This is a genomic window from Prevotella pallens, assembly GCF_900454935.1.
GTDB lineage: Bacteria > Bacteroidota > Bacteroidia > Bacteroidales > Bacteroidaceae > Prevotella > Prevotella pallens.
Genome location: NZ_UGTP01000001.1, coordinates 803281 through 818979 on the forward strand (window position 1 = coordinate 803281; position 15699 = coordinate 818979).

General features: G+C 36.0%; 13 protein-coding genes. 12 read left to right on the forward strand and 1 reads right to left on the reverse strand.

What is annotated here, in order from left to right:
• Positions 1 to 191 precede the first annotated feature (191 nt).
• On the reverse strand, positions 192 to 1658 hold the full coding sequence (locus DX009_RS03495; RefSeq protein WP_115083023.1) for an SLC13 family permease: 1467 nt from the start codon (positions 1656 to 1658) through the stop codon (positions 192 to 194).
• Positions 1659 to 1789: 131 nt separating this feature from the next.
• On the opposite strand from DX009_RS03495, the gene DX009_RS03500 reads away from it, so the two are divergent.
• From DX009_RS03500 to DX009_RS13285, 12 genes are all read left to right on the forward strand, one after another.
• Complete coding sequence (locus tag DX009_RS03500) at positions 1790 to 2908, forward strand: ABC transporter substrate-binding protein (RefSeq protein WP_181792310.1); 1119 nt, start codon at positions 1790 to 1792, stop codon at positions 2906 to 2908.
• A gap of 43 nt (positions 2909 to 2951) precedes the next feature.
• A complete protein-coding gene (locus DX009_RS03505; protein WP_115083024.1) occupies positions 2952 to 3965 on the forward strand; it encodes an iron ABC transporter permease in 1014 nt (337 codons plus the stop codon).
• A 109-nt stretch (positions 3966 to 4074) separates the two neighbouring features.
• On the forward strand, positions 4075 to 5289 hold the full coding sequence (locus DX009_RS03510; protein WP_006045342.1) for a uracil-xanthine permease family protein: 1215 nt from the start codon (positions 4075 to 4077) through the stop codon (positions 5287 to 5289).
• A 433-nt stretch (positions 5290 to 5722) separates the two neighbouring features.
• On the forward strand, positions 5723 to 6631 hold the full coding sequence (locus tag DX009_RS03515) for an IS256 family transposase, variant Zn-binding type (protein ID WP_438823209.1): 909 nt from the start codon (positions 5723 to 5725) through the stop codon (positions 6629 to 6631).
• Between the two features lie 225 nt (positions 6632 to 6856).
• The gene (locus DX009_RS03520; protein ID WP_245944574.1) at positions 6857 to 7321 is read left to right on the forward strand and encodes a hypothetical protein; all 465 of its coding nucleotides are present in this window, start codon (positions 6857 to 6859) and stop codon (positions 7319 to 7321) included.
• Positions 7322 to 7449: 128 nt separating this feature from the next.
• Positions 7450 to 8490 (forward strand): 23S rRNA (adenine(2503)-C(2))-methyltransferase RlmN, encoded by a 1041-nt coding sequence (gene rlmN / locus DX009_RS03525; RefSeq protein ID WP_115083026.1) that lies wholly within the window; start codon positions 7450 to 7452, stop codon positions 8488 to 8490.
• Positions 8477 to 9391, forward strand: coding sequence for a DUF4837 family protein (locus DX009_RS03530; RefSeq protein ID WP_115083027.1), 915 nt, complete (start codon positions 8477 to 8479; stop codon positions 9389 to 9391). The genes rlmN and DX009_RS03530 overlap by 14 nt, the downstream gene beginning before the upstream one ends.
• Positions 9392 to 9428: 37 nt before the next feature.
• Positions 9429 to 10520, forward strand: a complete 1092-nt coding sequence (locus DX009_RS03535; protein WP_115083028.1) for a PdxA family dehydrogenase — start codon at positions 9429 to 9431, stop codon at positions 10518 to 10520.
• A 35-nt stretch (positions 10521 to 10555) separates the two neighbouring features.
• A complete protein-coding gene (locus DX009_RS03540) occupies positions 10556 to 11548 on the forward strand; it encodes a lysylphosphatidylglycerol synthase transmembrane domain-containing protein (RefSeq protein ID WP_115083029.1) in 993 nt (330 codons plus the stop codon).
• 66 nt (positions 11549 to 11614) lie between these two features.
• A complete protein-coding gene (locus DX009_RS03545) occupies positions 11615 to 13297 on the forward strand; it encodes a right-handed parallel beta-helix repeat-containing protein (protein ID WP_115083030.1) in 1683 nt (560 codons plus the stop codon).
• A 477-nt stretch (positions 13298 to 13774) separates the two neighbouring features.
• A complete protein-coding gene (locus DX009_RS03550; protein ID WP_115083031.1) occupies positions 13775 to 15367 on the forward strand; it encodes a hypothetical protein in 1593 nt (530 codons plus the stop codon).
• A 17-nt stretch (positions 15368 to 15384) separates the two neighbouring features.
• Positions 15385 to 15543 (forward strand): hypothetical protein, encoded by a 159-nt coding sequence (locus DX009_RS13285; protein ID WP_181792311.1) that lies wholly within the window; start codon positions 15385 to 15387, stop codon positions 15541 to 15543.
• Positions 15544 to 15699 lie beyond the last annotated feature (156 nt).

Consider the following 15699-nt stretch of genomic DNA (forward strand, 5'->3'; position numbering starts at 1 on the left):
AGTCTGTACCCGTGGGCACTGCTTGTAATACCCTTGCCTGTTTTTTACAATCCATTTATTTGGTCAAAAGTAACTATAAATGCACAAAAAAGCTGAACTCCTGTTACAGAATTCAGCTCTAATAAAATGTTTCTATTAAGTAAATTGCTCCCTTAGAAAGGCGCAACTTTTAGTATCTATATGCTGTTGAGTTATCCAAAGAAATGAATTTCACCCAATAGGAACAACACTCCATAGCCTATAATAAGCGATATAAGACCGCAAGTAAGACCAGCCTTTAACATATCTTTCTGGTGAATTAAGCCAGTAGAATATGCAATAGCATTTGGAGGAGTAGATATAGGCAAGCACATTGCAGTAGAGGCAGCAATGGCAATACCAATAAGCACAGTGCTGGTACCACCAATAACACCAAGCTTATCGCCCATAGCACGGCATACCACTGCTAAGATAGGCATTAGAAGCGCTGCTGTGGCTGTATTTGAAATGAAGTTCGACAAGAAATAGCAAATGAAACCAGAAACCATAAGGATAACAATAGGACTCCAGTTCCCGAATGGAATACTCTCAATAGCAACATCTGCCAATCCAGAACCATTCATACCAAGACCCAATGCAAAGCCTCCGGCTACCATCCAAATAACACTCCAGTCAATTTGTTGTAGGTCTTTGGCTGTAATAACACCTGTTATAGCAAAAACTCCCATTGGAATCATCGATACAGTGTTAGTGTTTATACCAGTAACCTCTTTCGGAATAACCCATAATAAGATAGTAACAATGAAGGTAGCAATAACAACATACATTCTCCAACCACGATGAATCTCACCCGTTATCTTTAATTCAATAGTCTTTTTATTAAATGGGAAGAAATAGAGAATGACACGCCAGCTAATGAGAAGCAATATAATAACAAGTGGTGCCATTACAAGCATCCATTGTCCGAAGCTAATTCCAAGGTTCAAACCATCAGGGTCGTTCAAGAACTTCATTGCAATCATGTTAGGAGGTGTACCAATAGGTGTACCCATACCACCTAAGTTAGCTGCCAATGGAATAGACATTGTGAGTGCAATACGCCCTTTTCCATCTGCAGGAAGCGATGCAAACACAGGTGTGAGGAACGTTAACATAAGTGCAGCCGTAGCTGTATTAGATATAAACATAGAGAATATACCAGTTATGAAAAGAAAACCTAACAGTACGTTCTCGCTTTTCTTACCGAAAGGGCGTATCATATTCTTTGCTAACAACGTGTCGAGACCCGACTTAGATGCAGCAATAGCAAGAATGAACCCTGCTAAGAATAACATGATAATAGGATCAGCAAACGATGCCATAATGTCTTTAGACTTCAATAGCTCGCCTATTCCATCGCCTTTGAACACTTTAAACGAATTTTCTGATACAGTTATGCACATAATGGTCATAATAGACAACGATGTTGCCCACGCTGGAATACATTCGGTGAGCCACGATAGTGTTGCAAAAACAAAAATTGCAATAATGCGTTGCTGCACAACCGTTAGACCATCAATATCGAACACAGAGATGGGAAGATTCCAAACAATGGCTGTTATTGCCACAATTCCTAATAGTTGCCACACCTTCTTCATCTCAATGTGTGTGGACAACGTGTTCAAATTACTTTCTGACATAGTAAAATTTACTTGATTTAATGTTAATTGTTTATATAGTTAACGAAATTGGGTGCTAAATTACGAAAAACTTTCTATTCTTACAAAGATTAAAACCTTTTTTGTAATTTTGCAGGAAATATTCTTTTACTATGCGTAGATTACAGATTCTATACATCTTATTATTAGGTTTATGTTTCGGTTGCAGTAACAATAAAGCTAAATTGGCTCATACCGACAACACAACAGATAGTACATTAGTGTTTAAGTATGCCGAGAACATAAAAATGGAACATACTCCAGAAGGCATAAAAGTAACGCTTTCCAATCCATGGAAGAAAGGAGAAACGTTACATACCTACTATTTAGTGGACAATGCTGAGAAGGCGGATAAACCTTCAGATGGTACTCTTATACAAGTGCCTATACATCGAGGGGTATTCTTTACCACAGCACATGCTAACCTTATGGAAATGTTGGGCGTACAAAAAGCCATTGTTGGTGTTGCTGATGCGAAGTATATGCTAATACCCGATGTACAACAAAGATTGAAAACAAAAAACATTGCCAACTGTGGCGATGGTATGAAGCCAGATATAGAGAAGATAATCGACATTAAACCAGATGGCTTACTACTCTCACCATTCGAGAATAGTGGTGGCTATGGTAAATTAGATGAACTTAAAATACCTATTATAGAATGTGCAGAATATATGGAGACTTCTGCGTTAGGACGTGCAGAGTGGATGAAGTTTTATGGTATTTTGTTTGGTTGTAAGCAGACAGCTGACTCTTTATTCAAAGTTGTTGAGCATAATTATCTTTCATTAAAGGCTAAGGCAAAAACTTCTAAGCAAACTCTTTCGGTACTTCCCGACCGTAAGACTGGGAGTGTGTGGTATATGCCAGGAGGTAAAAGTAGTGTAGGGTTACTTTATAAAGATGCCAACGGAAAGTATGCATTTGCTAACGATAACAAGAGTGGAAGTCTTGCTCTACCATTTGAGACTGTATTAGACAAAATGGGACAAGCTGACTTCTGGATATTCAGTTACTATGGTAACTTCAATAAACAGCAACTTCTAGCCGAATATCAAGGCTATGCAGCTTTAAAACCTTTCAAAACTGGCGAGATATATGGTTGTCAAGTAGACAAGATACCTTACTTCGAAGAAGTTAGTTGGCGTCCAGATTGGCTTTTAAACGACCTAATTCAGCTTTTCCACACCGATTTAAAGTCAGGTTCTATGCGTTATTATCACCATTTATAAAATGGAAAGAAGTTTATAAGGTAGACAGAAATACTTTTAGATAATGAAAAAGAACACTTTGGCATTTGTATTATTGCCACTTGGCATTGTTATTCTGTTCCTGCTGAATCTATATATAGGTTCTGTTCGTATTCCATTTAACGATATAGTAGATATCTTTTTAGGACAATTCGATGGTAAAGAGAGTTGGCGTTTTATTGTTTTAGAGAACCGTTTACCACAAGCTATTACAGCAATGTTCTGCGGTGGAGCACTCTCCGTTAGTGGCTTAATGTTGCAAACTGCTTTTCAAAATCCATTAGCTGGACCTGATGTGTTTGGAATCAATGCAGGAGCAGGTTTGGGAGTTGCTCTTGTAATGCTGCTTTTAGGAGGCAATGTTTCTACTGTTTTATTTTCGGTATCAGGCTTTATGGCTGTGTTAGTTGCCGCTTTTGCAGGTGCAATGGCTGTAACGGCATTAATATTTTTCTTCTCACTCATTATTAGAAATAGTGTAATGCTCCTTATAATAGGTATTATGGTTGGTTATATGTCATCGTCTGTAGTTTCGTTACTCAATTTCTTTGCAACCGAAGAAGGCGTAAAAAGCTATATGATATGGGGTATGGGCGATTTTGGAGGAGTGTCTATGGAGCATATCCCAATGTTTATGGCTATTGTAAGTATTGGTATTTTTTGTTCGCTACTACTGATGAAACCGCTCAATGCCTTGCTACTTGGTGCACAATATGCCGAGAGTTTAGGTTTTAACACACAACGAATACGCAACTATTTGCTTGTTGTTACAGGGTTGTTGTCTGCAATTACCACTGCTTTTTGTGGCCCGATAGGTTTTATAGGATTGGCAGTACCACATATAGCACGACTTTTATTAACTACAGAGAATCATCGCTTACTGTTACCATCTACTATTCTTAGCGGTGCATTAATAGCTCTTTTGTGCAATCTTATTTGCTATTTGCCTGGCGAAGGTGGTATTATTCCACTAAATGCAGTAACACCTTTAATAGGTGCACCTGTGGTGATTTATGTGCTTATGAAGTCGAAAGGATAGTAACTCAATGAAAAATAAATCAATTACCTTTAGCAGTTAGATTATTTTTTGTAGTTTTGCAAGTGAAATCGATAGCTAAAGCTATGCGGTTAATCTAATTTAATAAGAAATGAACACAACTAACTTATCACCATTCAAACGAACTGTTGTAGGTGTACAATTCCTTTTTGTAGCTTTCGGTGCTACTGTTTTAGTTCCATTACTTGTAGGACTCGATCCAGCTACTGCCCTTTTTACAGCAGGCATTGGTACTTTTATTTTCCATCTCACCACAAAAGGTAAAGTTCCTATATTTCTTGGATCATCATTCGCTTTTATTGCACCTATTCAAAAAGCGTCAGAACAGTGGGGAATGCCTGGAACATTGGCGGGTATTATAGGTGTCTCGCTGGTTTATTTTGTTATGTCGGCTCTTATAAAATGGCAAGGTAGAAAACTGTTAGACCGACTTTTCCCGCCTGTTGTTATAGGACCAGTTATAATCTTAATTGGACTTTCGCTTTCTAGCTCGGCAGTAGATATGGCTAAAAGTAACTGGCTTTTGGCTGGAATATCGCTTTCTGTGGCTATTTTAGTGCTTACTTTGAGTAAAGGACTTATAAAGCTCGTGCCTGTAGTTTGTGGTATCGTTGTAGGTTATATTGTTGCAGTTTGTGCGGGAGACGTAGACTTCGCTAAAGTGGCAGCTGCACCTTGGTTTGCATTGCCACCAGCATTGGCAGACTTTCATTTGCCACAATTTGCTTGGGAACCATTTATTTTTATGATACCAGTAGCAATTGCACCTGTTATAGAACATATTGGCGATGTTTATGTGGTAGGAGCTGTGGCGCAGAAAGATTTCGTAAAAGACCCCGGTCTGCATCGAACAATGCTTGGCGATGGATTGGCTTGTCTTGCTGCAAGTTTCTTCGGAGGACCTCCTGTAACTACTTATAGTGAAGTTACAGGTGCTATGAGCATTACGAAAATCACCCAACCGCAAGTAATTCGTATCTCAGCGGCTACGGCTATTGTTTTTTCTGTAATTGGAAAGCTTAGTGCTTTACTGCAAAGTATACCATCTGCTGTGCTTGGCGGCATTATGTTGCTACTTTTTGGTACCATAGCTTCGGTTGGAATACAGAACCTTATACAACATAAGGTGAACTTAAACCACACTCGAAATACTATCATTATTTCGGTAACACTAACCATTGGTATTGGCGGAGCTATTCTTACATACGGTAATTTCGCAATGAGTGGTATCGGCTTGTCTGCCATTGTGGGTGTATTCTTAAATCTTGTGTTGCCACATCCAAAGGAAGAAGACGTAAAAGAATAAGGGTTTATAAAGGTTTGTTTGCCACAAATAGTAAGTAACCCTGCGGAGATAACTGGACAAAAATACAGTTATTTCCGCTTTTTTATTGTTATATAGTTTACTCTATTAAACATAACTAAAATCAGAATATTATAGAATAAGAAAATTCATAATCCTCGTCAGAATAAATATCTTTTAAGCATTATAATGTATAGCCATTAGAGTTGTAGTTCTTTATGATATCTAATACGCAACCGACAGATATCTGAGACAAATGTGATAGATATCTGAGACGAACGTGATAGATATCTGAAATAAAAGTAACCAAAAACAGATGTTTTATACCTTTATTATATAGATGTTGGCGTAATGGACATTTGGTAGGCTGAAACCTCACGGAACGCTTTTATTTACTACCTTTGCAGCATTTGAAAACCTATGAATAAAAAACTGTATATTCTGCAACAGCTCAAATGTTAAAAAGAATGGTCATCGACGTAATGTTCAGATGTATCTTTGCAGGGATTGTGGTAGGCAATTCCAAGGTGGATTACGTATAAATAATGTGTCTCTCTGGAATGACTATCTTGCTGCAAATAGAACAATCTCAGACCTATCCATTCTTTATAAATGCTCAGAACGAACCATACGACGTAGGTTAAGTTTAGTGGTGGATAGTTTTACTGCTACTTATCCCAAATCTGCAGTAATAATAATAGATACGACTTACTTTTCCAAGACATTTGGCGTGATGCTTTTCCAGGACGCATCATCAGGTAAAATACTTTATCGCAAGTTTGTTAAGAACGAAACTAATAAGGATTATCTTGATGGACTTCGGTATATTGCGAAGCGTGGAACTACAATAAAAGCAGTGGTATGTGATGGACACATGGGACTTTTACAAGCTATAAGTTTCTGTCCCGTACAAATGTGTCAGTTCCACCAATTCCAGATAGTTAGAAGGCTTCTTACTAACAATCCACATTTACCTGCAGGCGTTGAACTATTAACTTTAATGAGAAGTATGTTCTCTTTGGGAAAAGAAGAGTTTATAACAGCTTTTGAGAAATGGTGTGAACAATGGAAAGAGTTTCTAGACGAACGAACTCTTCTAATCTCTGGCAAGACGACCTATACACATAGAAGACTGAGAACTGCAAGACGTTCTGTTAAGACTCATCTTAAATGGCTCTATACGTATGAGGATTATACAGAATTACAAATTCCTAATACAACAAATCTATTGGAAGGATTTAACTCACAGCTTAAAAGGGCACTACATAATCATAATGGATTGAATGAAGCTAACAAGAAGAAGTTTATAGATGGATTCATAAATACAAAAAGTAGGCTGGAATGATCAGCCTACCAAATGTCCATTACTAAAACACGTGAGGTTTTCAGCCTACCAAATGTCCATTACGCCTAGATGTTCTATGTATATCTTTTTAATGTGGAGCGTATAAAATATATTTTATTATAATAAAAGACTTAAAAACTCGTTATAAGTACGAATATTATTAAAAAATGAAAGTAACAAATGAAGAAGTCCTTATTTTTATTTATATCTTGTTGTGTTATAACAATGTTCCTAACATCGTGCCACAAAGAAGCAGAACTAACTCCTGAACAAGAGAAAACTATAGCTGTACGTAAACTTTATTATGGACAGATATTGGGACAATGGTATTACTACGAACAAGATGCGACAAGCTACAACTACATAGCCTATAATTTCAAACCTAAAGGAATGTTAGAAACTCATAAGAAAGAAGCTGTACGTAAACAAATTGCTAATGGAGCTACGGCAACATATAGCGATTGGGAAGTAAAAACCGACACCATAATAAAAGGAAAATGGGACTTAGGCTGGGAAGAAGAGTATGGCGAGATGTATCTTTCTACATCAGAGGAAGATGGTAAAGGACACAGTGTAGTGCAACTTCACGGTTTAGAATATGTAAATCAGTATGAGATGGTACTGAAATACTTTGGAACAGGTAATCATTCTATGCTTTTTAAACGTGGAACCTCTACACCTACAATTTAGTAAAGCTTTGCTTTTGTGAAGGAATAACCACGTTCTCCTGTCGGTAATTCGTTTATTATTCGACAGAAAAACGTGGTTATTCCTTATTTTTTCGTTATCTTTGCACCATATATATAGCGAAAAAAGAAATGGAAGTTGTAAAGAAATCACTTATGGGCCTAAATCTTTTGGAACTGAAAGCAGTTGCAAAAGAATTTGGAATGCCTGCTTTTACAGGCGGACAGATGGCAAAGTGGCTTTATATACAGCACGTAACTACGATTGATGAGATGACAAATATCTCTAAGAACAATCGTGAGAAACTAAAGGCAGCTTATACCATAGGGTGTAAAAAACACATAGATGCACAGTATTCTAATGATGGGACTATAAAATATTTATTTCCAACAGATAACGGGAAGTTTGTAGAAACTGTGTATATCCCTGATGACGACCGTGCTACTCTCTGTGTGTCATCACAAGTTGGCTGCAAAATGAATTGTCTTTTCTGCCAAACAGGAAAGCAAGGATTTGAAGGAAACTTATCGGTAGCCGACATATTAAACCAAATATACTCACTACCCGAAATAGAAAAACTAACAAACATAGTTTTTATGGGGCAAGGAGAACCAATGGACAACTATGATAATGTGTTGCGAACCACTCAAATATTAACATCTGATTATGGTTTTGCGTGGTCGCCAAAACGTATAACAGTAAGTTCTATTGGTGTTAAGAGTAAACTAAAACGCTTTCTTGAAGAGAGCGATTGCCATATTGCTATAAGTTTGCATTCGCCTATTCCAACAGAACGAGCAGAGATAATGCCTGGCGAGAAAGGAATGTCAATAGCTGAAATAGTAGAGCTGTTGCGTAATTATGACTTTTCTCATCAAAGGCGATTGTCGTTCGAATATATTGTTTTCAAAGGCGTGAACGATACAGAACGTCATGCAAAGGAAATAATAAAACTGTTGAAAGGATTAGACTGTAGAATAAATCTGATTCGTTTTCATACCATTCCTAATGTACCATTACATGGAGTGGACGACAGAAAGATGGAAGAGTTTCGTAATTATCTAACAAAACATGGTGTGTTTACAACTATTCGTGCTAGTCGTGGAGAGGATATATTTGCAGCATGTGGTTTGCTTTCTACAGCAAAAAAAATAGCCAATGAACGTACATAGGCAACTCTTATTTGTTGTTTTTGTAGCTATGTTGATGCTGCTTGGGTGTAAGAATAGTATAACCCACTTGGCAAGTTATGGTAAAGCCTACGAAGTAGTAGTTATTAACGATATCGATAGTTTGCTTTACAATACACTTTCGGTGCCAATGAAAGGATTACCACAAATAGAACCCACATTTGATGTTGTGGAAATAACCTCAGATAAACTCAAAGGCGATAGTAAATTGGTGCGTAATATAGTTGTACTAACCATAGATAAACGTCAAAAGCGTGTAGATATAAGCAGTAAACAGAATGTATATGCGCAACCACAGGTAATAATAAATATAGTAGCTCCATCGCAATTGAGCCTACAAATATTCTTAAAGAAATATGGAAATGAGTTGCGTAACTATCTTATCAAAACCGAATTGCATCGTGCTCAGGGAGATATAGCCAGACAAACAAATGTGAAAGCCGCATCAACAATATATAAAATGTTTGGCATAAGAATGCAAGTACCTCCTGAATTAACAACAAGCAAGGTAGGAAAGAACTTCCTTTGGTTGTCGAACAATGCATCATCTGGTATGGTAAATCTCTGTATATATAGCATTGGGAAAGGTAAATTTGCTCAAGAGCGAGATAGTGTAATGCGTAAAAATATTCTTGGAGAGCAGAAAGGAATGTATATGCGGACAGCTTCTATTGTTTCAATGGTACATGGAAAGTATAATTCGGTAACAATACGGGGACTTTGGGAAATGCAAAACGATGCAATGGGAGGACCTTTCGTTGCATATTGGAAACCAAATGGAAAACGAATTGTTGTAACAGAAGTTTTCGTTTATGCACCTGAAACAAAGAAACGAAATCTTGTACGCAGATTGGAAGCAGCTCTTTACACTCGAAATAAATAAGAAAAGAAATAGAGATACATAATATTTTAAATAAGTTATGAGTAATAATAGAAAAGTGCGAGTAGCCATTACACATGGCGATACAAACGGAATAGGATACGAATTGATATTCAAAGCATTTGAGGAACCAACAATGTTGGAACTCTGCACACCTATAATATATGGTTCTCCTAAAGTTGCTACTTACCATCGTAATGCTTTAGAGATGGAAGTAACCTTTACTATTATTAATGATATAAGTGAAGTTCAAGAAAACAGAATAAATTTTATACCAGTATTCGATGAAGAAATAAAAGTAGAACTCGGTATTCCTACAGAAGAATCGGGTAATGCTGGCTTGCTTGCAATAGATCGAGCATTAGAAGATTATAATGCTGGTGGATTTGATGTTTTAGTAACTGCACCTTTAGAGAATAATGAATGTTTTCATTTTAGTGGACAAAGTAGATATATTGAAGATCATTTGCTAGCTGAAGAACCATCGCTCTCAATGCTTATAAGCGAAAATATGCGTATTGCTTTGGCTACTCGTAATCTGCCATTAAAACAAGTTGCCGAATCTCTTTCTATTGAGAAAATCACCGAAAGCGGTCGTCTGTTATTTCAAAGTATACGCCGCGATTTTCGTATTTCTAATCCGCGTATAGCTATTTTAGCTCTTAATCCGAAAGCTGGAGATAATGGATTGTTAGGTTCAGAAGAACAAGAACTAATAGAACCTGCCATTGATATATTAGAGAAAGAAAATATTTTGGCATTTGGCCCATACGCAGCAGATAAGTTTTTTGCAGGTAACGATTGGGATAAATTCGATGGAATTCTTGCTATGTACTATGAACAAGGATTAACACCATTCCGTTCGCTCACAGTAGAAGGAGGAGTTAGTTATCTTGCAGGACTACGATTGATACGTACAACTCCAGAAGTTATAGATAATTTCAGTATTGCTGGTAAAGGAATTGCCGATGCAATGCCTATGCGCCATGCTATTTTTCTTGCTATAGATATATTTCGTCATCGTAAAGAATACGATGCTCCAATGGGAAATCCATTGCCAAAGCTATATAAAGAACGCCGCGACGATAGTGAGAAAGTACGTTTTACTATTCCAAAACGTAAAGAAGAATAACAAGAAAGCAGAAAATAGCATAAACCATTGAGCCAATGAAGAAGAAGTTTCAGAATGGATTTTTCCTTTTCGGAATAGTAGTGTTAGCTATAATGGTAACACAGTTAAACTTCTCCGAAGTATGGAAAGGATTGCAGCATGCAGGCTATTGGTTCTTCGCTGTATTGTTGTTGTGGGCATTTCTTTATATATTCAATACAGCATCTTGGTATATTATTATTAAAAGTCAAACTAAGGGAGAAGATAAACGAATGGTTTCGTTTGGATATCTCTATAAACTTAGTGTGTCTGGATTTGCATTAAACTATGCAACACCAGGCGGCTTAATGGGTGGCGAACCTTACAGAATTATGGAATTGTCGCCATATATTGGAGTAGAACGTGCCACATCGTCGGTGCTTTTGTTTGTAATGACACACATATTCAGCCATTTTTGGTTCTGGTTACTATCTATTCCTCTCTTTATACTAACACAACACGTTAGTGTTTTTATGGCTATTATGTTAGCAATATGTGGAATTTTTTGTTTAACAGCTATTTGGTTCTTTTTCACGGGATATAAAAAAGGACTCGCTGTTCGTGTTATGAACCTGCTGAAACATATTCCTGGTATAAAAAAATGGGCACATAAATATGTCGAAAATAATAAAGAACGCTTAGAAAATATAGATAAGCAGATTGCAGCATTACATAATCAAGACCCAAAAACATTTATATCGGTTGTTCTTATAGAACTATCTTGCCGTATTTGTAGTGCTCTCGAGGTGTTCTTTATACTGTTAGTGTTGTTTCCAAGCATTAACTATTTGAATTGTATCCTTATAATATCCTTTACAACATTATTCGCAAATATTTTGTTTTTTATGCCTTTACAACTTGGAGGACGTGAAGGTGGATTTCTAATGTCAATATCCGGATTAGGTTTAACAACTAATGCAGGAATTTTTGTTGCTCTTATTGTGCGTGTAAGAGAACTTATTTGGACGGCAATTGGTTTGCTTCTTATTAAAATATCAAAAAGCAAATAGGAGCTATAATAACAGGAGAGAGGTAATTTTAATATTCTAACTTAACAAACAAAAGCATATTGAAAAATGAAACATTTAAATCTTTTTGCAGTAGGATTTGCTGCCTTTTTTGCAGCAACTCCATTACAATCGAAAGTCTATTACGTAACAACAAATGGAACAAACGATGGCACTTCGTGGGAAAAAGCTATGGGAAGTTTAGACGATGCCTTAGCAAAAGCAACTTCGGGCGATGAAATTTGGATTGCAGCAGGTACATATAAACCCACACAACTCATTAAAACTTCGAAGAAAAACTCACGACATATTCCTCTAAAAAATGGCGTTTCTATTTATGGAGGCTTTGCTGGTACAGAGAAGAATAAAGAAGAACGTATGAAAGTAGAAGATGGTGAAGCTTACGATTATGTGAATACAACAATATTGAGTGCTGATGATGATGTTCCTGATGAGTGGATTAGAGAAACGAATGCAGAAAATCCGTATATGTTTGGGTGGAAAGTTGATAACAATATAATTCCAGGAACGGCAAATAATGCTAACCATATATTATATACGAAGGAAGAAATAACAGCTCCCGTAACAATTGATGGACTTACCTTGAAAGGTGCAAATGCAATGGTGTATAATGTGCAATGTTCAGGAGGTGCTATTTATGCTGTAGGCGATGTTACAATAACTAATTGTCGATTTATAGAAAACTCTTGTTACTTTACAGCCGAAGGAAATAAATATGCCAATGGTGCTGCTATTTATTTAATAGGTAAGAACAATGCAAAAATATCTGGCTGCTATTTTGAACGTACTTATGGTCATTCTCCAAATACACAAGCACAGGGTGGGGCAGTGTATGCCGAAAATGTAGATATAAACGATTGCTTCTTTTTAGATTGTGTTGCTTTAGATGCAGGTGGTGCTATATATAATGTGGGAGGCACCATTACCGATTGTCTTTTCGAAGGTTGTTATGCTCGTGAAGGTGGTGCAATCTATTCGACAGGCTTATTACGCGATAACGAAATAATAAGTTCTCGTGGACTTATTGGTGGTGGTATCTACAATTTAGGCACTGCGATAAATAACGTTGTAACCAATTGTTTTGCCGATTATACATTATTGGGCGACGATAAAGGTGGTGCTGGTGGTGGTGTTTATAATAAAGGAACTTTCGTGGGAGGTCTTGTTTACAACTGTACATCGTTTAATGGTGGTGGAATATATACCGATGGTGGTAAAATTATAAATAGCACAATTCAGAATAATAAGACGAGAAAGGCTACTACAAATGCAAATTTAGACTATTCTTCTAATTGTAATGTTGCAACTGATATTGTAAATACCATAAATAGTAACACTGTAGACAAAGCAAATTTTGTAGCTCCAACTAATTTTGATGGCTTTACTACCAATAAAGATTCTATTGCCGATATTTTGTTTGCTAGTTGGGAACTGCAAATGGGTAGCGAATTTGTTGATAAAGGAATGCCTATTAGTATTGAAAATTACACAGAAGATATTTATGGTAATAACCGAATAATGGGTAAAAGTATTGATGTTGGTGCAGCAGAGTTTAATCCAGCCACATTTATTACACCAATTAAGCCAGAATCCGAAGGTGTTAAACAAAACTATTATACACTTGACGGGCGATATATAGGCAATACTCGTCCAGCATTACCAGGCATTTACGTTGTACAAACTGTAAATAAGAGAAAACTTCTGACTGTAAAGAAAATATTTATAAAGTAGTGTTTTTTATTTACTTGCTAATATTTATATCTTAACATTTACGTAATAAAAAGTTTTGATATAAGTATAGTGTCGTTACATTATAGATGAACGTTATTTAGTATAAGTTTGTTTATAATAAAAAGAGTATCTGCATATCGAATGTGAATTTGATATGCAGATACTCTTTTTATAGTTTGTATTTATTTGTATAATACTCGTAAATGCCTTAATATCTTTTAATTAAAAGATTACTAAAGAATTTTATTTGTTCGTAAATGTTATTTTAGAGAGTATTTATATACAATTTTATTTCTATTTTTGCTTCACAAGATACTCAGAAATTCATTTTTATTGACTTATATATTTTGGATATTAAGACTATAAATGTAGCTCTGATTTAAAAAATGTTTTGCGTTATATTTTCTATTTCGCACTCAAATTAAATAACTCTGATTATAATTTTTAATTGTATTATATTTTAAAAAAAGGAAAGTAATGATGAAAAAATTACGTTTGATTCAATTGGTCCTATTGTTCTTATTCACAATTGGAGCATATTCTGCAGGACCTATTTCTGGCTATTTTCGTATTAAAAACGCATATACGCGAGCCGATAAGAAACAGTATGTGCAAGTTACGGGTAAGTATCGGGCACAACCAAACCAAACTGCCGAAGCTGTAAAGACACAACCCGGAAGTGTTATTCAGTTAGACGCTGAATGGGATAACACTAAAAATATCTATACCATTAAAACTTTACGTTCGCAGGGTGTAGATGTTGTAAATGACTATTTGTTGAAAGCCATAGATATGGTTAAAAACAAAATAAACCAAAAATTGCACGATAATCTTGGTAATGGTAATTTTTATACTATGGCAAAATCTGAATTCGATGGAGTATTTGCGCAGTGGGATTTAGATATGCACTTAAAAGAAGTTACAACCCAAAATGGCGAAAATGCCTTTTATATGTATGCAACAGTGCCATCTATGCAACCTATTGTAGATACTTATCGGCGTGCGAGTGGCTTATTATCTATTTTTTATCCCTCACTTCTACCCCAAATAGATAATGCTTTTGCAAGCTATCCCGATATTCTGGCAGGACTGAAAGCAAACAAAGCCGATGTGGTGTGGAAAGCAATGGAAAAATATGCAGTGCAAGCACTCGAAGGACGTTTTGGAACAAGCAGCGATTTAGTAATATTGGTAAAAAGTTATGTTGATGCCGGCAGAGTTAATCACGGACATACTTATTATTTAATGGAAGGTGCCCTCGACCGAGTAACAGAAAATGGAAATGCTGTAAATAAATATCGTGAAGGCGATGCTTTGTTCAACTTCTGTAATAATAATAGCACTGCATGGTATGGACCAGAACTGCCAGTTGTAGGAGAAGCTGCAAAATGGATAATAGAACCTGTAGGCGAAAGTAGTAACAATTATTTTGGAGTTACCACAGCCGACAAGATGAAAGGTAAGAATAATAAGTACTTTACAACCCTCTATACCGATTTTCCAATGAAGATAATAGACAATATTAATGCTTACGTTGTGGAATCTGTGGGTACAATCGGCGAAGAAAAAGGATATGCAAAGTGTACAAAAATAGCATCGCAAGGCGAAATAATTCCTGCACAAACTCCAATTATATTAGAATTAGAAACAACTCAAAGTAATGCAAATAGATTGTTGCCTATTGCAAGTTCCAATACAATATCTACAAACAATATTCTTAAAGCTATATTTTTTGATGAGGTAAAAACAACTGTAGAAACTAATGGAAAAACAATTCGTGTGTTCAATATAAATCCAAATACTTCAGTGCGTAATCCGTTGGGATTTTATCGCTATCGTGGAACAACTGTCAAAGGAAATAAAGCATTCTTATTGGTAGATGCAAACACTTCTGGAGCAAAGTTAGACGGATACGATATGGAAAACGAAGAAACTACGGCAGGTATAGAAGAAGTTGCCACACCAAAAACAAACAACGAAACTGTTTATTACGATTTACAAGGTAGACGTGTAGAAAAACCAAATAGAGGTATTTATATTGTAAATGGCAAGAAAGTTATAATTAAGTAAGATAGGAGAGAATAGAGATGAAAAGAAAAGAATATACAATGCCTATTTCTGAAGTTGTTGTATTGCAACTTAGCAACGAATATCTTGAAAGAACGCTTGCTGGACAATCAAAAGTGCCAATAGGTGGCGAAACAGATGACGAAGATGAAGACCCAGAAGTAGATGATATGTATTAAATTCTAACCAATTATTAGGCAATAACACTATGTGCAATTGTAAATACCATTATCTTTAGTAATTTCTAATGCCTAATTAGGTATTAAAGGCTTGCCAAAGTGTACATAGTTTACACGAAATCTACATTACATATATAGTAATTAGCAGCATATTTG

What these genes read in the sequence shown, in the direction of transcription:
- DX009_RS03535 (WP_115083028.1), top strand. Translation starts at nt 9,429, where the DNA reads ATGAGTAATAATAGAAAAGTGCGAGTAGCCATTACACATGGCGATACA.
- DX009_RS03495 (WP_115083023.1), bottom strand. Translation starts at nt 1,658, where the DNA reads ATGTCAGAAAGTAATTTGAACACGTTGTCCACACACATTGAGATGAAG.
- DX009_RS03520 (WP_245944574.1), top strand. Translation starts at nt 6,857, where the DNA reads ATGTTCCTAACATCGTGCCACAAAGAAGCAGAACTAACTCCTGAACAA.
- DX009_RS03545 (WP_115083030.1), top strand. Translation starts at nt 11,615, where the DNA reads ATGAAACATTTAAATCTTTTTGCAGTAGGATTTGCTGCCTTTTTTGCA.
- DX009_RS13285 (WP_181792311.1), top strand. Translation starts at nt 15,385, where the DNA reads ATGAAAAGAAAAGAATATACAATGCCTATTTCTGAAGTTGTTGTATTG.
- DX009_RS03540 (WP_115083029.1), top strand. Translation starts at nt 10,556, where the DNA reads ATGAAGAAGAAGTTTCAGAATGGATTTTTCCTTTTCGGAATAGTAGTG.
- DX009_RS03500 (WP_181792310.1), top strand. Translation starts at nt 1,790, where the DNA reads ATGCGTAGATTACAGATTCTATACATCTTATTATTAGGTTTATGTTTC.
- DX009_RS03510 (WP_006045342.1), top strand. Translation starts at nt 4,075, where the DNA reads ATGAACACAACTAACTTATCACCATTCAAACGAACTGTTGTAGGTGTA.
- DX009_RS03530 (WP_115083027.1), top strand. Translation starts at nt 8,477, where the DNA reads ATGAACGTACATAGGCAACTCTTATTTGTTGTTTTTGTAGCTATGTTG.
- DX009_RS03550 (WP_115083031.1), top strand. Translation starts at nt 13,775, where the DNA reads ATGATGAAAAAATTACGTTTGATTCAATTGGTCCTATTGTTCTTATTC.
- rlmN (WP_115083026.1), top strand. Translation starts at nt 7,450, where the DNA reads ATGGAAGTTGTAAAGAAATCACTTATGGGCCTAAATCTTTTGGAACTG.
- DX009_RS03505 (WP_115083024.1), top strand. Translation starts at nt 2,952, where the DNA reads ATGAAAAAGAACACTTTGGCATTTGTATTATTGCCACTTGGCATTGTT.